Source organism: Bradyrhizobium ivorense (genome assembly GCF_900696085.1).
In the GTDB taxonomy this organism is placed as follows: Bacteria; Pseudomonadota; Alphaproteobacteria; order Rhizobiales; family Xanthobacteraceae; genus Bradyrhizobium; species Bradyrhizobium ivorense.
Genome location: NZ_CAADFC020000024.1, coordinates 87,588 through 107,326 on the forward strand (window position 1 = coordinate 87,588; position 19,739 = coordinate 107,326).

At 64.5% G+C, this 19,739-nt stretch carries 15 protein-coding genes; 10 read left to right on the top strand and 5 right to left on the bottom strand.

Annotated elements, in window-relative coordinates; all coding sequences use genetic code 11:
• Position 1: 1 nt before the first annotated feature.
• From CI41S_RS30135 to CI41S_RS30150, 4 genes are all read left to right on the top strand, one after another.
• Positions 2–283: a hypothetical protein gene (locus CI41S_RS30135; RefSeq protein ID WP_139862832.1), complete on the top strand. Its 282-nt coding sequence runs from the start codon at positions 2–4 to the stop codon at positions 281–283.
• A gap of 144 nt (positions 284–427) precedes the next feature.
• Positions 428–1,774: a patatin-like phospholipase family protein gene (locus CI41S_RS30140; RefSeq protein WP_139862843.1), complete on the top strand. Its 1,347-nt coding sequence runs from the start codon at positions 428–430 to the stop codon at positions 1,772–1,774.
• 76 nt (positions 1,775–1,850) lie between these two features.
• Positions 1,851–3,335: an Asp-tRNA(Asn)/Glu-tRNA(Gln) amidotransferase subunit GatB gene (gatB, locus tag CI41S_RS30145; RefSeq protein ID WP_139862833.1), complete on the top strand. Its 1,485-nt coding sequence runs from the start codon at positions 1,851–1,853 to the stop codon at positions 3,333–3,335.
• A 1,544-nt stretch (positions 3,336–4,879) separates the two neighbouring features.
• Entirely contained in the window at positions 4,880–5,146 is a 267-nt protein-coding gene (locus CI41S_RS30150) for a hypothetical protein (RefSeq protein WP_139484241.1), read from the top strand.
• A 40-nt stretch (positions 5,147–5,186) separates the two neighbouring features.
• Here CI41S_RS30150 and CI41S_RS30155 read toward each other — a convergent pair whose 3' ends face one another.
• The 3 genes from CI41S_RS30155 to CI41S_RS30165 all read right to left on the bottom strand — a co-directional run bounded on the left by CI41S_RS30155 (position 5,187) and on the right by CI41S_RS30165 (position 7,297).
• The gene (locus CI41S_RS30155; RefSeq protein ID WP_139862844.1) at positions 5,187–5,504 is read right to left on the bottom strand and encodes a putative quinol monooxygenase; all 318 of its coding nucleotides are present in this window, start codon (positions 5,502–5,504) and stop codon (positions 5,187–5,189) included.
• A gap of 63 nt (positions 5,505–5,567) precedes the next feature.
• Positions 5,568–6,848, bottom strand: a complete 1,281-nt coding sequence (locus CI41S_RS30160; RefSeq protein WP_139862834.1) for an MFS transporter — start codon at positions 6,846–6,848, stop codon at positions 5,568–5,570.
• On the bottom strand, positions 6,845–7,297 hold the full coding sequence (locus CI41S_RS30165; protein ID WP_139484244.1) for a PaaI family thioesterase: 453 nt from the start codon (positions 7,295–7,297) through the stop codon (positions 6,845–6,847). The genes CI41S_RS30160 and CI41S_RS30165 overlap by 4 nt, the downstream gene beginning before the upstream one ends.
• A gap of 152 nt (positions 7,298–7,449) precedes the next feature.
• Between CI41S_RS30165 and gcvA the strand changes: the two genes are divergently transcribed.
• The 3 genes from gcvA (at position 7,450) to CI41S_RS30180 (ending at position 9,122) form a co-directional block, all read left to right on the top strand.
• Positions 7,450–8,352 carry a transcriptional regulator GcvA gene (gene gcvA / locus CI41S_RS30170; protein WP_139862835.1) on the top strand — a complete coding sequence of 301 codons (903 nt, stop codon included), beginning with the start codon at positions 7,450–7,452 and terminating at the stop codon, positions 8,350–8,352.
• A 168-nt stretch (positions 8,353–8,520) separates the two neighbouring features.
• A complete protein-coding gene (locus CI41S_RS30175; protein WP_139862836.1) occupies positions 8,521–8,733 on the top strand; it encodes a hypothetical protein in 213 nt (70 codons plus the stop codon).
• Positions 8,734–8,858: 125 nt separating this feature from the next.
• On the top strand, positions 8,859–9,122 hold the full coding sequence (locus CI41S_RS30180; protein WP_139484247.1) for a hypothetical protein: 264 nt from the start codon (positions 8,859–8,861) through the stop codon (positions 9,120–9,122).
• A gap of 123 nt (positions 9,123–9,245) precedes the next feature.
• On the opposite strand, the gene CI41S_RS30185 is transcribed toward CI41S_RS30180, so the two are convergent.
• Positions 9,246–9,620 (bottom strand): hypothetical protein, encoded by a 375-nt coding sequence (locus CI41S_RS30185; RefSeq protein ID WP_139862837.1) that lies wholly within the window; start codon positions 9,618–9,620, stop codon positions 9,246–9,248.
• A 400-nt stretch (positions 9,621–10,020) separates the two neighbouring features.
• On the opposite strand from CI41S_RS30185, the gene CI41S_RS30190 reads away from it, so the two are divergent.
• Positions 10,021–10,572 carry a hypothetical protein gene (locus CI41S_RS30190; protein ID WP_139484257.1) on the top strand — a complete coding sequence of 184 codons (552 nt, stop codon included), beginning with the start codon at positions 10,021–10,023 and terminating at the stop codon, positions 10,570–10,572.
• Positions 10,573–10,806: 234 nt separating this feature from the next.
• Positions 10,807–11,319 carry a DUF3617 domain-containing protein gene (locus tag CI41S_RS30195; protein ID WP_244626734.1) on the top strand — a complete coding sequence of 171 codons (513 nt, stop codon included), beginning with the start codon at positions 10,807–10,809 and terminating at the stop codon, positions 11,317–11,319.
• 42 nt (positions 11,320–11,361) lie between these two features.
• Here CI41S_RS30195 and CI41S_RS30200 read toward each other — a convergent pair whose 3' ends face one another.
• Positions 11,362–11,799, bottom strand: coding sequence for a hypothetical protein (locus tag CI41S_RS30200; RefSeq protein ID WP_229179342.1), 438 nt, complete (start codon positions 11,797–11,799; stop codon positions 11,362–11,364).
• 323 nt (positions 11,800–12,122) lie between these two features.
• Here CI41S_RS30200 and CI41S_RS30205 point away from each other — a divergent pair.
• Positions 12,123–19,739, top strand: a 7,617-nt coding sequence (locus CI41S_RS30205) for a DUF5801 repeats-in-toxin domain-containing protein (protein ID WP_244626735.1), incomplete at its 3' end; no start/stop codon positions are given.

Below are 19,739 nucleotides of genomic sequence, written 5' to 3' on the forward strand. Positions count from 1 at the left end.
GATGGCGGATTTCCGCGCCAGTCTCGCTGAGGCCGCGCCGGATCCGACGCTGGCGCCGCCGCTCGCCGCGCTGTGGTGGGCGGCGAAGGGCGATTGGGACCGGGCGCACCGCATCGTGCAGGACGAGGACGATGCCAATTCGGCCTGGGTGCACGCCTATCTGCACCGCGTCGAGGGCGATCTCGGCAATGCCGGCTACTGGTATCGCCGCGCCGGCCAGCCGGTCGCAAAGGATGCGCTCGAGGCCGAATGGGAGCGGATCGTCGCCGTGCTGCTGGCCTGAAACCACCGCGACAATTAACCCTGTTTGGTCCGCCATGCCGCCGCCCAGATTGGCCATGATAGGCTTGTGGAACCGGGGGCGGGGGCCAGCGGCAAGAGAGTAGTCGTGCGTGGGTCGGGTAAAGGGGGATGGCTGGCGGCCGTGATGGCGGCGGGCCTGGCGGGCTGCGCGTCCGTTTACAATCTTCCGGGCAACGTGCCGCTCGGCGCGGCGTTCGCCGACAGCAACGGCGTCACCGACCTTCCGAGCTATGAAGACGATCTGCTGCTGGCGTTGTCGTTTTCCGGCGGCGGCACCCGCGCGGCGGCGTTTTCCTTCGGCGTGCTGGAGGAGCTCGATCACGCGCGCTCCGGGCTGGCCGGTACCAAGACGCTGCTCGACCGCGTCGACTTCGTCTCGGGCGTCTCAGGCGGATCGATCACCGCGGCCTATTTCGGATTGAAGCGGCGCGCGGCGCTCGAGGATTTCCGCCAACGCTTCCTGCTGCGCAACGCCGAAGAGGACCTGAAGACCAGGATCTCGCTCGGTAACATCGGGCGTGCGCTGGGCGGCGGCGTCAACGACAGCCAGTTCACCGACTGGCTCGACCGCAACCTGTTCAACGGCGCACGGTTCGAAGCGTTGCCCGACGATCACCGGCCGCGGGTCTGGATCAACGCGTCCGACATCTACAACCGCACGCCGTTCGTGTTCGGCAAGACCGCCTTCGACGCAATGTGCAGCGATATCCGCTCCTACCGGGTCGCCGAAGCGGTAGCGGCATCGGCGGCGGTGCCGCTGGCGTTCGCGCCGATCGTGCTGGAAACCTTCCCCGGCGGCTGCGCTGCGCCGCTGCCGCCCTGGCTCGAGCGGGTGCGCAAGGATCCGAATGCGCAGCCGCTGCTGCGCTCCTACGCCGAAGCTCAGGCGCGCTACCGCGACGGTTCGATGCGCTACGTCAAGCTGCTCGACGGCGGCCTGGTCGACAATTACGGCCTGTCGGGGCTGAGCATCGGGCTACTCGCGGCGCAACGGCCCTATGAGCCGCTCAGCGAGCGGCAGGCCGCAAAGCTGCGCCGCATCCTGTTTCTCGTCGTCGACGCCGGCCGCGGCATCTCCGGCGATTTCGTGCAGACGCTGGAGGGACCGAACGGCGTCGAGCTGGTGTCGGCCGCGGCCGATACCGCCATCGATGCCAGCGTGCGCTCGAGCTACGCGGCGTTCACCGCGCTTGCCGACGACTGGTCGGGCAAGCTGAAGCGCTGGCGCTGCTCGCTGTCGGCGGCGGATCGCTCGCGGCTCGGCGTCGGCGCCAACTGGAAGTGCGGCGACGTCGCGATCTATGTCGAGCGGCTCGGCTTCGACCGGCTCGGGCCGGAGCGCGCCGGCATCCTCAACGCGATCCCGACCCGGCTGTCGCTACCGCCGGAGCAGGTCGACCAGCTGATCGCGGGCGGCGCGGACGCGCTGCGCACCAGCAAGGCCTATCAGCAGTTCCGGCGCGGGCTGTAAGGCGGCTTGACTGCCGCGATCGGTTGCGCGAAGCCCAATTAACCCCAGATATTGTCCTATCCGGAAAACCAGACCCATGACTGCATCTGCCGCTCCTCACAAGCTGATCAAAGGCGCTACCGGCGACTGGGAGGTCGTGATCGGCATGGAGGTCCATGCCCAGGTCACCTCGAACGCAAAGCTGTTCTCTGGCGCCTCCACCGCGTTCGGCGGCGACCCCAACAGCCATGTCTCGCTGGTCGATGCCGCGATGCCGGGCATGCTGCCCGTGATCAACGAGGAGTGCGTCCGCCAGGCGGTGCGCACCGGTCTCGGGCTCAACGCCAAGATCAATTTGCGCTCGGTGTTCGACCGCAAGAACTATTTCTATCCGGACTCGCCGCAGGGCTACCAGATCAGCCAGTACAAGTCGCCGATCGTGGGCGAGGGCGAGGTGGTGCTCGAGCTCGACGGCGGCCGCACCGCCACCGTCGGCATCGAGCGGCTGCATCTGGAGCAGGATGCCGGCAAGTTGCTGCACGATCAGTCACCGACGATGACCTATGTCGACCTCAACCGTTGCGGCGTCGCGCTGATGGAGATCGTCTCCAAGCCCGACATTCGCGACGCCGAGCAGGCCAAGGCCTACGTCACCAAGCTGCGCTCGATCCTGCGCTACCTCGGCACCTGCGACGGCGACATGGAGAAGGGCAGCCTGCGCGCCGACGTCAACGTCTCGGTGCGCAAGCCCGGCGGTCCGCTCGGCACCCGCTGCGAGATCAAGAACATGAACTCGGTCAACTTCATCGGCCAGGCGATCGAGTACGAGGCGCGGCGCCAGATCGAGATCATCGAGGAGGGCGGCGCGATCGAGCAGGAGACCCGGCTGTTCGATCCGAACAAGGGTGAGACGCGTTCGATGCGCACCAAGGAAGAGGCGCACGACTACCGTTACTTCCCGGATCCCGACCTGCTGCCGCTCGAGTTCAGCCAGGCATTCGTCGACGAGCTCAAGGCGCAGCTGCCGGAACTGCCGGACCAGAAGAAGTCCCGGTTTATTACGGGCCTCGGTCTATCCGCCTACGATGCGAGCGTGCTGGTCGCCGAGCGCGAGAGCGCCGAGTTCTACGAGACGGTGCTCGCCGGCCTCGCCGACAAGGCGCGCGACGGCAAGCTCGCCGCCAACTGGGTGATCAACGAGCTGTTCGGCCGGCTGAACAAGGAAGGCGTTGCGATTGCGGCGTCGCCGGTGTCGGCCGCGCAGCTTGCCGCGATCGTCGACCTGATCGGCGAGGGAACGATTTCCGGCAAGATCGCCAAGGACTTGTTCGAGATCGTCTGGCAGGAAGGCGGCGATCCGCGCGTGCTCGTCGAGAGCCGCGGCATGAAGCAGGTCACCGACCTCGGCGCGATCGACAAGGTGGTCGACGACATCATCGCGGCCAATCCCGACAAGGTGGCGCAGGCCAAGGCGAAGCCGCAGATGGTCGGCTGGTTCGTCGGTCAGGTGATGAAGTCGTCCGGCGGCAAGGCGAATCCGCAGGCGGTCAACGACCTCCTGAAGTCCAAGCTCGGTATCTGAACGAACGAGACAACGACGTTGTCCTTCGTTCTCCTTGGCGCATGATCCATCCGGATCATGCGCTCACGCCGTCTCCTCAGTGTCGTCGCGCGCGCGTGAATGGCGCGTGATCCTGCCTCACCCCTCCCTTGATCGTCGCAACGTCGCGGTCGGCGCCGAATCGCCTGGAGCCGTGACTCGACCGGGAATCGGGTTCTGATGACCTCCGACGAGGCAAAAGCGAGCTTACCCACGAAATTTTTTTTCATTGCCAAAAGTTGCGACTCGGAGGCCCCGCCGCCCCGTCTCGCGTCGTTGCGTCCGACTCATTGCAGCGACACCGTCGCTTCAATTGCTCGAATGCAAATTCAGGAAACACCTTTAATTCAAGCGTTTCGTGCAACGTTGACAAATGCAGATGTCGGCGGCGCTTGCATTTCTTGCATCGTTGCGCCAACGCGCGGTCGATTTTTTCGGCGACGCGCGCTGCACGCAGACGCACCGCTGCGTCAACACTTCCTTAAGCGGGACACTGTTTTTTTTGCCCTGTTGGTGTATTCGGGAAGTAGTGCATATCGATTCCCGAGTGCACGCAGCGAAGTAAGAGCCATCTCACACACTGGAGGGCAACATGGCTAAGAAGGCAAAGAAGGCGAAGAAGGCGAAGAGCGCAGTGAAGAAGACTGCGAAGAAGACCCGCAAGGTCGCCAAGAAGAAGAAGTAAGCCTCTCGCCTCGAGAGGTTCGCCGGCGGCTTGACGCCGGCACGTCGCGAGGGCCAGCGGACGGACTGCTGAGAGGCACATCCCCGCAAGGCCCTGGTCGACGAAAGAGGGTGTCGGCGAGACATCAGGTCAAACGGCTGGATCGAATTTCGGAGAGGGCCCCTTTCCCAAACCGATCCGGCAGAAGAAACCAGAGATTTCTTCGTTCGGTGCGGAGCCCATTTGGTTCCGCAGTTTCACCGGCGGCAATGCCGAGCTGAAATCTGGTCCTGACGTGTTCGCCGACCCCCTCGATCCGGCGGCCCGCGCAGTCCGCGCCCCCGCCAGCCATTTCCCTAAAACTCATTCTGGAACGTCACTTGGCCCGTCGGCCTTGTGCGCGGTGCTGCGTTCAAGCCCGATTGGCTTGCGGCCGGTCACCGCGACCGGACCTTCTATCCCTCCTTGCGATCCTTCCGCCCATTGCGTGACTGCTGCACGCCATCGGCCGCGACCGGCCGAGCTGAGCGGCCAATCTCCGCCATGGTTATCGTAGTCCGAAACGCAAGGGTAAACCGGCGTTCACGAATGCAGAGAAATGCCTGCGGCACAGCGACTTCTTCGATTCCCTGAACTGCCGCGCGCGCCGCCCATTTACATCCCGTTCATCGCGATACTTAAACCGCTCTTCAAATTTGCTGGGCCATGATCATCCCAACAAGCCGGCCAACGGCGAGCGCATGATCCCAAGGATCAGCGCGGCGCATAATCCAAAGGATTAGCGCGGGGAGACAGAAGGCGTTTTGACAGTGGACGGGGGCCGCGCTCGGGGGAGGGCGGCAACAAGAAAAGGGGAGCTACCATGTTTCAGGGTTTCATCGATCAGGACGCGGCCATCCCGGTTGCCGCGACCGCGATCCAGGACGTGCTGTTCGAGCGCGGCATGTACTGGGCGAGCGGCCGCTCCGGCGTGGTCAACCTCGTCGCGGCGCACAAATGGTTCAATCTGGCGGCGCTCAAGGGCCGCACCGACGCGATCGCGCACCGCCGTGAAGTCGCCGAGCAGATGTCCGATGTCGAAATCGCCGCAGCCCAGCGCGAAGCCCGCGCCTGGATGACCACCAACTGAAACGCCTGCCGGTGGCCCGCACCGCCACCTGGAAACCGTCTCAGTCCTTTCGCTGTGCGCGGTCGGCGCGCAGCGCCTGCCAGACGGTGATGTCGCGATCGTCCGCAAGCAGTTTTGGCAATGCCGCGTGCCACGCCCGCCGATAGGGCCGGTGCAACTGCACATTCAGGACGTCGTCGTGATCTTCCCAGGTCTCGTAGAGCATGAAACGGCAATCCGACGCCGGATCGCGATGCAGAATTGCTTCGTGGAACATGGGCTCGGATCGCATGGCGTCGAGCACGCCTTCCAGCAGTCCGAGAAAGCGGGCGCGCTGATCCGGGATCACGTTGAACTTGATCAGGTAGGTGACGGCCATTGCGATGGTTCCGATCTCCATGGGCTGTTCGATCACAATGGGCAGTGCGGGGAACGAGGTCGATTACCCCAGGGGTAGGGTTGATGTCGTTGGGCTCGACGCGATCGGCGAGGTGGTTCGGGTTGTCGCCAGCGCGATGAGCGCCGCGACGACGTTGGCGGCCGCGCTGATCGCCACCGGAATGATGTAGCTGTGGCTGACGTCGAACACGAAGCCGGCGACGCTGGGGCCGAGCAGCGTGCCGAAGGCGACGCTGGTGTAGAGGATGCCGATGATGCCGCCGACATAGCGGCCGCCGAAATGATCGGTGACCACGGCGGGCAGGATCGCGACCCAGCCGCCATAGAACACGCCGAACAGCAGCGCGAAGGCCGCGAGCGACCAGAAGTCGCCGGCGACCGCCCAGATCGCCAGCGAGACCGCCATCCCCGCATACATTGCGATCAGGAACGCATCGCGGCCGAGCCGGTCGGCGATGCCGCCGAGGAAGAAGCGGCCGGCGGTAGAGCCGACACCGATCGTGCCGAGCAGCAACACGGCGAGGGCGGGCGTCACCTGATGGTCGACGGCGAACGGCACGAGGTGCACGAACGGGACGAACACGCCGAACGCGCTGATCAGGCAGGCGGCATAGAGCCCGGCGAAGCGCGGCGTGCGCACCGCATCGCGGATCAATACGCCGGTGCGGACCGGCGTGCTCGCCGCTGCGCCGAGCGGATCGCCGTCCGGTCCGGTGCCGTGACGGCGCGGATCGTCTGCGATCAGCAGCGCTGCGCTGATGCCGGTGACGACAGCCACAATGCCCAGCACGAGATAGGCGTCGCGCCAGCCCAACGTTGCGATCAACCAGGTCGCGAGCGGCGGCATCACCAGCGTCCCGACACCGATGCCGCTGACCGCGAGGCCCGACGCAAAGCCGCGCCGCCGCACGAACCAGCGCTGCACCGCGCCGAGCGTCGGCACATAGGCGCAGCCGACACCGGCGCCGATCCCGATGCTGTAGGCGGCATAGACCTGCACGATCGTCTGCGCGCGGCCTGCCAGCAGCAGGCCGAGACCGACCAGCGCCATGCCGAGGGCCGTAAGGCGGCGCGCGCCCCAGCGGTCGGCAAGCGGACCCGAGATCACGCCGAGGCCGAAATACAGGAAGCCTGCAAAGGAGAACACCAGCGACACCGAGCCGCGCGAAGCGCCGAACTCGCGTTGCATGGAGTCCACGAAGGAGGAGAATGTATAGGCGCTGCCGAAGCCGATAAACGTCACGACGAAAGCGGCGCCGACCACGAACCAGCCGTGGAACAGTTTTGCCTTTGTATGATCGGCGATCACAGCGGTGTTCCTCATGATTGCTCCGTTGATGTTTGGCGGCCGCCGGTGCTGGCCGCGGGATAGAGCAGCATCTGCGTGCAGCGAAACAGCGCGATGGTCCTCCCGCTCGCCTCGCTGCGGATCTCGGCATCCCACACCTGCGTGGTGCGCCCGGCATGAACCAGGCGCGCCTCGCAGCTCACGCGTCCATCGCGCGCGGTGCCGATGAAGTTGGTCTTCAGCTCGCTGGTGGCGAAGCCGCGTGCACCTTCCGGCAAGGAGGCGAGGCAGCCGAAGCCGCACGCGCTATCGGCCAGTGCGACGATCGCAGCACCGTGCAGAAGTCCGTGCGGTGAGAAGTGTTTTGGCGCGACCTCGAATCCGCCGCGGACCAGGCCCTTGCCGGCCTCGGTCCATCGGAACTCGAGCACACCGGGCAAGCTGTCCGCCTGCGACGTATTAATGTGATCGACCGGGTTGTTCATGTCCTTTGGCATCACCTAGAAAATCTAATGTGTAGAGGGGCCCGCTGCTTGCTATGGGGCAGTTTTTTGGATGTTATGTCTTGATAGAACAGCGTAATATGCCGTCCAGCAAACGAGAATTACTTCGTCTCTGAGATTAGAAATTCTAAATCATGGAGCAGAGGCTTCCACCGCTGAATGCGCTCAAGGCATTCGAGTCCGCCGCCCGCCATCTCTCGGTGAAACTGGCGGCCGAGGAGCTTTGCGTGACGCCCGGCGCGGTCAGCCAGATGCTGAAGACGCTCGAAGCGCATCTCGGCACAAAACTGTTCGAGCGCGTGCCGCGCGGCATCTATCTCACCGACGCCGGCCGCGACTACCTGCCGTCGATCCGCAACGCGTTTCGCCAGATCGCGGAAGCCTCGCGCCGTGTCGCTGCGTCGAACGACATCGGCACGCTGACCGTCAGTGTCACGCCGTTCTTTGCATCGGCCTGGCTGGTGCCGCGCATGGCGTCGTTTCAGCGCGCGCATCCCGAGATCGATCTGCAGATCGTCACCAGCAATGTGCTGGTCGATTTCTCGCGCAACGGCGTCGACGTCGCCGTGCGTCACGGCCTTGGCCGCTATCCGGGACTGCGCAGCGACCGCGTGGTCACGGTCGAGATGGTGGCGATCGCAGCGCCGCCGCTGGCCGAGCGGCTGGGGCGGCCGACATCCGCCGCCGACCTCGCACGCTGGCCGCTGGTGCATGATGCCGAGCGCAAGGGATGGAGCCTGTGGTTTCAGGCCAACGGCATCACCGAGGTGCGCGCGCCGCGCGGACCCTCGTTCGACGATTCAGGTCTGCTGCTGAAGGCCGTGCTGGCGGGGCAGGGCGCCGGCCTGCTGCCGGCTGCGATGGTCGCGAGCGAGATCGCAACGGGCGAACTGATCCAACTGCTGGACACTGCGCAGATCGAGGAGTTTGCGTACTATCTTGTCTGTCCCGACAACAGGCAGGCGCTCCCGAAAATCGTGGCGTTCAGGGAATGGATCCTGGGACCGGCCGCCCACGCCGTCCCTGCCGGAGCTTAGCTGCGGCGCGAAGGCGGGCACGCAGGTGACGCGTTGATCATGGTCGCCGCGATCGTCCACGCGCTGCACGATGTGATGCAAATTGCCGCCATGATCCCCGCATTGTGACTGCGCATGAGTGGTGGCGTTGAAGCGCGCGCATCACATAGAGGGCGAAGGAGCCCGATGATGCGTGTTGCTTTGGCGTTGGGTGTGGTGGCGATGCTGTGGAGTGCGGCTGCCGACGCCGCAACGGTTCATCACCGGCGCGTGCGCCACCACGCCATTGTCCGTCCAAGCGAACCGGTCGCAGCCCCAGCGTGGTACGGATTTCCCGGCTACAAGCCGATCCCGCCGGAGGAGAACCGAAATCTCGATCCATCCAATTTCGGTAGCGGTTGAGCTACTCGACGGTGCCCGATTCGCAACAGGTGCCCGGCGCCGAAGCGCCGGGGCCGGCGACACCTTGCTAAGCACGAACCGATTTGGCACTCTCAGGGCGGACACGTCATCCGACCGAGGGCGTTATGCAAAAGTCATTTTCTGCGATCATTGCCACGGCCGCTGCAGTCGTCGTTCTTTCATCGACTGCGGCGCAAAGCGGGGATTATCCGTTCGGTGATCCGCCGTACCGGCTCGATTACGGATGGAACGAGCCGCAAATCGAATCGGGCTGCTGGAAATGGAATTGGCAGCTGTATCAGTGGAACGACTACTGTCCGACCTACATCCGTCCCAAGGCCTATATGTACCCGCGAGCCGCTCGCGCGGTGCTTCGCACCAAGGGGTGAGGGTACTTTCGGGATGGTGAGGCCGCGTCATGCCAATCGGGCTGACGCGGAGCGCGTTAATTCGCGATAGCCTCGGGTAAAACCATCATCGCATTCCGGAAAACCGCTTCGCGCTGTTCCGGATCATGAATGCGCGATGGTGCACGCCACCCGGCTGTGCTTGCCGAAATTGAGCAAGGCGTTGTCCCTGAAGCCGTCCAGCCAGATGCCGCGACCGGCGTAGCGATAGCCGACGCCCATCGGCACGTGTCGTACATGCACGCCGCCGTGATGACCGGTGCGGAGCGACGCTGTCACCACTTCGCCCGCGACCGATACGGCAATCGGGCAGAGCGGATACTGCCGACCGTTCTCGCAGGAGAAGACGATCTCGCAGCTGCCGACCGGTGCCTTCGTGATCAGGCCGAGGTCCGCGGCCGCCGCCGGCCGGGCATTGCCTGACAGCGTCACACCCAAGGCCAGAATGCCCGCGACCGTGTAGCAAAACCGAGTACGCATCAGGGCCCCCTCGTCAGCCATAAGCAAAGAAATTCAGCAAAAATGTCTTGTGCTAAATGAGCAAAAAAACCTGCCAAGGTCAAACCGGTCCCGTGCGACCTCCGATCACGCCGGATGCCGTCATTCGACGGCTCCCGGTTCGCGATCCGATCGTGCAGGGCAACTGGAATTGCCGCGACATGGGCCCGTAAAGCACCGGTCTGGCGTCGGGGCGCAAGTGTTGCAACTTTGCTGCACTGGATCGGAATTACGCGAGAGGCCGCTTTGCGGGGGTCGCCGTGCCTTTACTGGCCACAATTGGCCTGCAACTGGTGGGGCATTACCGAGTCGCTTGGTTGGAATGCTTCAACGACCTGATCGGACCGCAGCAAATGCGGCCTGAAGAACATTGGGAGTGGCAATGATCTTCCGTGACCGCATTGCAAGTTCGCTGCTCGCCTTGGCGATCGTCTCGGCGCCCGCGCTGGCGGCCCATGCGCAGACGCCATCGCCGCAACCGGTCAACGCGGCGGCTCAGCCCGGTCACGAGGCTCCGTCGTTCTCCGGCCCCAGCTTTCGCAAAGGTCTGTGGCGCTTTGTGCGAACGCTCGATGTGGTCAGGGACGCCAACAAGAACTTCAAGTATCGGGTCGTCAACGCGGAGACGACACGCTGCGTCGATCCGACCCACGCCATGAAGGCAACCTTTTCCACTGCGCCCGTCGGTACATGCGTCTCGGACAAGCCCGAGAAGGTCGGCAACAAATACACGTTCGGACGTCGCTGCGACTACATGGGCGCGGTCAGCACCGTCATCACCGTGCGCAGCGACGAGGCCTACACAGAGCTGAACGAGGTCAGCGTCGGCGAACATCCCAGGACCGACCTCGTGGTCGCAACGCGGATTGGCGATTGCGAGGACAGCGCGGCGCGCAATTCCGACATCTCGGCCGCGGCGCAGCTGCGCAACTAGCTCACAATCTGTCCGCTATCGGCCTGACCGCGTGAGCCCCCGTCGCCGGTCCGCGTCTTTCCCCCACAGCCCTGCGAGGCGAGCGTTTACCGGAACTTAACGCGAGTGCCTTGGAATGATTCGACGCCGCGCCGGGCGCGCGCCGCAAGCCGAAACGATGCAGCCCAAGTGGCGCAGCCGACAGGAAATCGACAAATGAGCTCAGGTGGGGACTTCGGGCCGTCGAAGATCGCCATGCGCACGCTCTGCGCGGCAGTCGCCTTGTCCGCCTCCGTGCTCGCTTCGCACGCTTCGGCGGCCGAGCAGGAGTTTGGCGGACCAACGTTTCGAAAAGGCATGTGGCGGTTCGTGCGAACGCTCGAGGTGCTCACCGCCACAAACGGCCGGCACAAATTGTTTGAGCGGGAGATGACGCGTTGTGTCGATCCAACTCAGGCGATGAAAAGCACGTTTTCGTCCGCTTCAATCGGGAATTGTCATTCCTCGAAGCCGGAGAAGGTCAGCAACAAATACGTCTTCTCCAACCGGTGCGACTATATGGGACCGGTCAGCACGGTGATCACGGTGCTCAGCGAGGAAGCCTATACCGAGGTCAACGAGGTCAAGGGTGTGGCGCCGCGGACCGACCGGGTGGTTGCCCGGCGGATCAGCGATTGCCACGAGGACCGGGCCTCGCTTGGCCAGCCCGCCGGACCGCACGAGGACATCCCGCAGGAGCGGGAGCACGATGAGAGTGAGCCGCTCTAAAGCGAGCGATCAACGCGCGCCTTCCTCCTAAAGCTTGTCCCATCAGATCTTTTGCTGGGCTCCCGGGCCGCTGACCGTGACGGTGATCTTCTGGATCTCAGTGCGTCCGCCCGGATACTTGACTTCGATCGTCAGCGAATCGGCGCCGAGGAATTCCGGCGGCGCCTTGTACAAGGCAACGTAAGCAGGCACCTCGAGCGCCAGGCACGCCTTGTAGTTGGTGGCCTTCGCCTTTCCGGACCGCACCACCACCTTGCCCGCGGCCGGCGGGCTGACCAGCCGGATGGTCGGCAGGGGTCCTGACGTGCAGTCAGGTAACACGTTGAGATAGATGCCGATTTGGGTGTCCCGGTTGGGCTGGGCCCGAACCGAGCGCTCGACCGTCGTTTCCGACGGGACCGCCTTCGGGTCTTGCGCGGACGCGGTGCCGACCGAGCAGCAAAGCAAGGCCAAGGCGCACATCTGAATGATCACCCGCATCGGCCACTCCAACTTGCCCTGGCAATAAGAACTTAAGTCTTCAGCCCACCGCCATCCGTGTTCGCCCGGGCTTGAATGCCTAAGCCTTTGTTCTTGAAGCCCCGGCTTGGTTAATTTTTACCACACTCGTACCGAAAGTATTGATTAACCAAATACATTTCTTGACCGGCGCGAGGGTTAACAATAGCCTAAAGCTAAATTTTTCAGCAAGTTTTTCGCGAATTCTTTGATCGGAGTCGATAATGCAGGGTCAGTTCCAGATCGCGCAAGCAGCCACTGGCGCGGGAAATTCCAGCAATTCAGGTCCGGTACGAATTTACAAATTGACGAAGCCGCTCACCGATCAGGCCGTTGTCGTCAATCTCGGATACGACCAGAAGGTGAAGGTCGATTTTACGTCGATCGCCAACGAAAAGATCACGCTGGTTCATGTCGGCGAAAAGCTGATCATTCTGTTCGACAACCAGTCGACCGTCACGGTCGAGCCGTTCTTCGACTCCCGCGCAGATTCGCAAGGCCAGTCGCAAGGCGGTAGCCCACGGGCCAACATCACCGTCGAGATGGCGCCCGGTCGCGACATCTCGGTGCAGGAATTCGCGAGTCTGTTTCCGATCGGCACCGACACCTCCGTGTTGCCAGCGGCCGACGCTGGCGGCACCTCGAACGCCAACGCGCAGGCGAGCGGTGCGAACTTCAGTCCGTTCGTGGTGGATCCGCTCGGCCCCGTGCCCACCAATCAACTGGCTCCCCAGGAAGAGCTTCCGAACTTCGCGATCACGCTGCCAACTGGCTTCGTGCTCGAGCAAACGGCTCCGCTTCCCACCATTTCCGCCGGCGTCGTGCCGCAAATGGTCGTGGACGAGAGCTTCCTGACCGCTGCAACCAACGGCGGCGTTGCGGGTTCGGGACTGGGCCCCGCAGGGGCGACGGTGTCGTCGGTGCTGGTGCCGTTCGCGATCAACGCGCCCGGCGGCCAGCAGTCGCTGACCTTTGCGCTGTCCGTCAGCGCACCGAACGCCGATTCCGGCTTGATCGATTCGGCCACCGGTCAGCACGTCCTGCTCTCGGTCAACGCCGGCGGTGTCGTTGAAGGTCGTACCGCCGTCGGCGGCGATCTGGTGTTCACGGTCTCGGTCGATGCTTCGGGCCGCGTGACGCTGACCGATCTGCGCGCCGTGCACGAAGGCACCCCGGGTGATTTCAACGAAGGAATTTCGCTGCCGTCCGGCCTGATCACGCTGACGGGCACGGTCACCGATAGCAGCAACCAGACGGCAAGTGCGAGCACCGATGTCGGGTCGCATCTGACGTTCCTGGACGATGGTCCGAGCGTGACGGTCACGGCGACGGCGGCGGCGGATGCGCTGGTGGTCGATGAGACCAACCTGGCGATCAACGCGTCGGCGAATTTTGCCGACAATTTCACGGTGGTCAGCAACTTCGGCGCCGACGGTGCGGGCACGACCACGTCGGCCTTTGTGCTCGGCATCAAGAGCGCAGGCGTGGACTCCGGGCTGATCGACGTTGCGACCGGCCAGCACGTCTTCCTGTTCATGGACGGCGCTGATGTGGTTGGCCGGGTCGGCTCCGGCGGCGCTGCCGATCCTGCCGGCACGATCGACTTCCGGGTGAGCGTGAGCGCGGCCTGCGTGGTGACGCTGGACCAGGTGCGCGCGCTGCAGCACCCCGACGCGACCAATCCGGACGATGTGGTGACGCTGTCGTCGGCCGACTTGATCACGCTGACGCGGACCGACACGATCACCGACCACGACCTGGATTCGGCCTCGAGTTCGGCCAGCATCAACATTGCGACGGCGCTGTCGTTCCATGACGACGGTCCGAGCATTACGGTAACGGCGACGGCGCCGGCGGATGGGCTGGTGGTCGACGAGACCAACCTGGCGATCAACGCGTCGGCGAACTTCGCCGATAATTTCACGGTGACCAGCAACTTCGGCGCCGACGGTGCGGGCACGATCAATTCGGCCTTTGCGCTGGGCATCAAGAACGCAGGGGTGGATTCCGGGCTGATCGACGTTGCGACCGGCCAGCACGTGTTCCTGTTCATGGACGGTGCCGATGTGGTGGGCCGGGTCGGCGCCGGCGGCGCTGCCGATCCTGCCGGCACGATCGACTTCCGCGTGAGCGTGAGCGCGGCCGGCGTGGTGACGCTGGACCAGGTGCGCGCGCTGCAACACCCGGACGCGACCAATCCGGACGACGTGGTGACGCTGTCGTCGGCTGACCTGATCACGCTGACGCGGACCGACACCATCACGGACCACGATCTGGATTCGGCCTCGAGTTCGGCCAGCATCAACATTGCGACGGCCCTGTCGTTCCATGACGACGGACCGGTCAACAACTCGGTGACGCTCGCACCGCAGACGGTGTTCGAGGACGGGCTGACGCTTGCCAACTCGAACGGCCATTCGGTGGGCAACCCGGAGGCGGGCCATACCGCAGTCACGGCGACCTACACGGCGGCCCAGATTCTATCGTTGGTGACGATCGGCGCGGACCAGCCGGGCACGGTGAAGCTCTCCGGCGCCGGGATCGACGGCACGGCGACCGGCATCTTCTCGCAGGGCGGGTCGGTGACCTGGCACGTGGTGAGTGCGACCGAGATCGACGGCGTGGTCGGTGCGCGCGTGGTGTTCACGCTGGTCGATGACGGTCTTGGCAACTTCACCTTCACGCTGAAGGACCAGGTCGATCATCTGCCGGTCAACGCGGCGAGCGACGACAACGACCAGAGCGTGACGATCGACATCGCCAAGGCGTTCGTCGTGACGGACGCGGACAACGACCCCGTGCAGCTGGACAACGGCGCCGTGGTTGCGATCGAGAACGACGTTCCGGTCAACAACACGAACAAGCTGGAAACCCGGGAGGTATTCGAGGACGGCCTCACGCTTGCGAACTCCAACAACCAGTCGGTGGGCAACCCTGAGGCCGGTCACACCGCTGTGACCACGACCTATACGGCTGCCCAGATTCTGTCGCTGGTCAATATCGGCGCGGACGAGCCCGGCACGGTGAAGCTGGCCGGTGCGGCTGGTATCGAGGGCACGGCGACGGGCATCTTCTCGAAGGGTGCCTCGGTGACCTGGCACGTGGTGAGCGCGACCGAGATCGACGGCGTGGCCGGCGGGCGCGTGGTGTTCACCCTGGTCGATGACGGCGCGGGCAACTTCACCTTCTCGCTGAAGGATCAGGTCGATCACCTGCCGGTCAACGCGGCGAGCAGCGACAATGATGCCACCGTGACCATCGACATCGCCAAGGCATTCGTGGTGACGGACTTCGACGGTGACTTCGTGCAGCTCGACAATGGCGCCGTGGTTGCGATCGAGAACGATGTTCCGGTCAACAACGCGACGACTCTGCAGCAGCAGACAGTGTTTGAGGACGGGCTCACGCTTGCGAACTCGAACGGCCAGTCGGTGGGCAACCCGGAGGCGGGTCATACCGCCGTGACGGCGACCTATACGACGGCGCAGATCCTGTCGCTGGTGAACATCGGCGCGGACGAGCCGGGCACGGTGGCGCTTGCGGGTGCGGCGCAAGCGATCGAGGGCACGGCGACGGGCATCTTCTCGCAGGGCACGTCGGTGACCTGGCATGTGGTGAGCGCGACCGAGATCGACGGCGTGGTCGGTGCACGCGTGGTGTTCACCCTGGTCGATGACGGCGCCGGCAACTTCACCTTCTCGCTGAAGGACCAGGTCGATCACCTGCCGGTCAATGCTGCCAGCGACGACAACGACCAGAGCGTGACCATCGACATCGCCAAGGCGTTCGTTGTGACCGACGCGGACGGCGACTTCGTGCAACTCGACAATGGTGCCGTGGTCGCGATCGAGAACGACGTCCCGGTCAACAACACGACGACGCTGACGCAGCAGGTGGTGTACGAGGACGGACTGACGCTGGCGAACTCGAACAACCAGTCGGTGGGTAACCCCGAAGCTGGCCATACCGCTGTTACGGCGACCTACACGACGGCGCAGATCCTGTCGCTGGTGAACATCGGCGCGGACGAGCCGGGCACGGTGAAGCTCGGTCTTGCACCGGGCGTCGACGGCACGGCGACGGGCATCTTCTCGCAGGGCACGTCGGTGACCTGGCATGTGGTGAGCGCGACCGAGATCGACGGCGTCGCCGGCGGCCGTATTGTGTTCACGCTGGTTGATGACGGCGCGGGTAACTTCACCTTCTCGCTGAAGGACCAGGTCGATCACCTGCCGGTCAATGCGGCGAGCGACGACAATGACCAGAGCGTGACGCTGGATATCGCCAAGGCGTTCGTGGTGACGGACGCGGACGGCGACTTCGTGCAGCTCGACAACGGCGCGGTGGTTGCGATCGAGAACGACGTTCCGGTCAACAACACGACGACGCTGCAGCAGCAGGTCGTTTACGAGGACGGGCTGACGCTGGCGAACTCGAACAACCAGTCGGTTGGCAATCCGGAGGCGGGTCATACCGCCGTGACGGCGACCTATACGACGGCGCAGATCCTGTCGCTGGTCAACATCGGCGCAGACGAACCCGGCACGGTGAAGCTCTCCGGTGCGGCGATCGACGGCACGGCGACCGGCATTTTCTCGCAGGGCGCCTCGGTGACCTGGCATGTGGTGAGCGCGACCGAGATCGACGGCGTAGTCGGCGCGCGCGTGGTGTTCACGCTGCTCGATGACGGTCTGGGCAACTTCACGTTCTCGCTGAAGGACCAGGTCGACCATCTGCCGGTGAACGCGGCCAGCGACGACAATGACCAGAGCGTGACCATCGACATCGCCAAGGCGTTCGTGGTGACCGATGCTGACGGCGACTTCGTGCAGCTCGACAACGGCGCGGTGGTTGCGATCGAGAACGACGTCCCGGAGAACAACAGGGCGACGCTCGGGCAACAGGTGGTGTATGAGGACGGGCTGACGCTCGCGAACTCGAACGGCCAGTCGGTGGGTAACCCGGAGGCGGGCCACACCGCTGTCACGGCGACCTATACCGCAGCGCAGATCCTGTCGCTGGTGAACATCGGCGCGGACGAGCCCGGCACGGTGAAGCTCGGTCTTGCGCCGGGCGTCGAAGGCACGGCGACGGGCATTTTCTCGCAGGGCGCGTCGGTGACCTGGCATGTGGTGAGCGCGACCGAGATCGACGGCGTGGTCGGCGCGCGCGTGGTGTTCACGCTGGTCGATGACGGTCTGGGCAACTTCACCTTCTCGCTGAAGGACCAGGTCGACCATCTGCCGGTCAACGCGGCCAGCGACGACAACGACCAGAGCGTGACCATCGACATCGCCAAGGCGTTTGTGGTGACGGACGCGGACGGCGACTTCGTGCAGCTCGACAACGGCGCGGTGGTTGCGATCGAGAACGATGTTCCGATCAACAACACGACGGCGCTGACACAGCAGGTCGTCTACGAGGACGGGCTGACGCTGGCGAACTCGAACAACCAGTCGGTGGGTAACCCCGAAGCTGGCCACACCGCTGTCACCGCGACCTACACGACGGCGCAGATCCTGTCGCTGGTCAACATCGGCGCGGACGAGCCCGGCACAGTGAAGCTCTCCGGCGCCGGGATCGACGGCACGGCGACGGGCATCTTCTCGAAGGGCGCGTCGGTGACCTGGCACGTCGTGAGCGGGACCGAGATCGACGGCGTGGTCGGTGCGCGCGTGGTGTTCACGCTGGTCGACGACGGCGCGGGCAACTTCACCTTCTCGCTGAAGGACCAGGTTGACCATCTGCCGGTCAACGCTGCCAGCGACGACAATGACCAGAGCGTGACGCTCGATATCGCCAAGGCGTTCGTGGTGACGGATGCCGACGGCGACTTCGTGCAGCTCGACAACGGCGCGGTGGTTGCGATCGAGAACGATGTTCCGGTCAACAACACGACGGCGCTGACGCAGCAGGTCGTCTACGAGGACGGGTTGACGCTGGCGAACTCGAACAACCAGTCGGTGGGCAACCCGGAGGCGGGTCATACCGCCGTCACGGCGACCTATACGACGGCGCAGATCCTGTCGCTGGTCAACATCGGCGCGGACGAGCCCGGCACAGTGAAGCTCTCCGGCGCCGGGATCGACGGCACGGCGACGGGCATCTTCTCGAAGGGCGCGTCGGTGACCTGGCACGTGGTGAGTGCAACCGAGATCGACGGCGTGGTCGGGGCACGCGTGGTGTTCACCCTGGTGGACGACGGCGCCGGCAACTTCACGTTCTCGCTGAAGGACCAGGTCGATCATCTGCCGGTCAGCGCTGCCAGCGACGACAACGACCAGAGCGTGACGCTCGACATCGCCAAGGCGTTCGTGGTGACGGACGCGGACGGCGACTTCGTGCAACTCGACAACGGCGCCGTGGTCGCGATCGAGAACGACGTCCCGGTCAACAACACGACGACGCTGACGCAGCAGGTGGTGTACGAGGACGGGCTGACGCTGGCGAACTCGAACAACCAGTCGGTGGGGAACCCCGAAGCTGGCCATACGGCTGTCACCGCGACCTATACGACGGCGCAGATCCTGTCGCTGGTGAACATCGGCGCGGACGAGCCGGGCACGGTGAAGCTTGGTCTTGCGGCCGGCGTCGACGGCACGGCCACGGGCATCTTCTCGAAGGGTGCGTCGGTGACCTGGCACGTGGTGAGTGCGACCGAGATCGACGGCGTGGTCGGCGCCCGCGTGGTGTTCACGCTGGTCGACGACGGCGCGGGCAACTTCACGTTCTCGCTGAAGGACCAGGTCGACCATCTGCCGGTCAACGCGGCCAGCGACGACAACGACCAGAGCGTGACGCTCGACATTGCCAAGGCGTTCGTGGTGACCGATGCGGACGGCGACTTCGTGCAGCTCGACAACGGCGCCGTGGTTGCGATCGAGAACGATGTTCCGGCCAACAACACGACGGCGCTGACGCAACAGGTGGTGTACGAGGACGGGCTGACGCTCGCGAACTCGAACAACCAGTCGGTTGGTAACCCGGAGGCGGGCCATACCACTGTCACGGCGACCTACACGGCGGCGCAGATCCTGTCGCTGGTGAACATCGGCGCGGACGAGCCGGGCACGGTGAAGCTGGGTCTCGCGGCGGGCGTTGACGGCACGGCGACCGGCATCTTCTCCAAGGGTGCCTCGGTGACCTGGCACGTTGTGAGCGCGACTGAGATCGACGGCGTGGTCGGCGCGCGCGTGGTGTTCACCCTGGTCGACGACGGTCTGGGCAACTTCACCTTCTCGCTCAAGGATCAGGTCGACCATCTGCCGGTCAACGCTGCCAGCGACGACAACGACCAGAGCGTGACCATCGACATCGCCAAGGCGTTCGTGGTGACGGATGCCGACGGCGACTTCGTGCAGCTCGACAACGGTGCCACAGTTGCGATCGAGAACGATGTTCCGGTCAACAACACGACGGCGCTGACGCAGCAGGTCGTCTACGAGGACGGGTTGACGCTGGCGAACTCGAACAACCAGTCGGTGGGCAACCCGGAGGCGGGTCATACCGCCGTCACGGCGACCTATACGACGGCGCAGATCCTGTCGCTGGTCAACATCGGCGCGGACGAGCCCGGCACAGTGAAGCTCTCCGGCGCCGGGATCGACGGCACGGCGACGGGCATCTTCTCGAAGGGCGCGTCGGTGACCTGGCACGTGGTGAGTGCAACCGAGATCGACGGCGTGGTCGGGGCACGCGTGGTGTTCACCCTGGTGGACGACGGCGCCGGCAACTTCACGTTCTCGCTGAAGGACCAGGTCGATCATCTGCCGGTCAGCGCTGCCAGCGACGACAACGACCAGAGCGTGACGCTCGACATCGCCAAGGCGTTCGTGGTGACGGACGCGGACGGCGACTTCGTGCAACTCGACAACGGCGCCGTGGTCGCGATCGAGAACGACGTCCCGGTCAACAACACGACG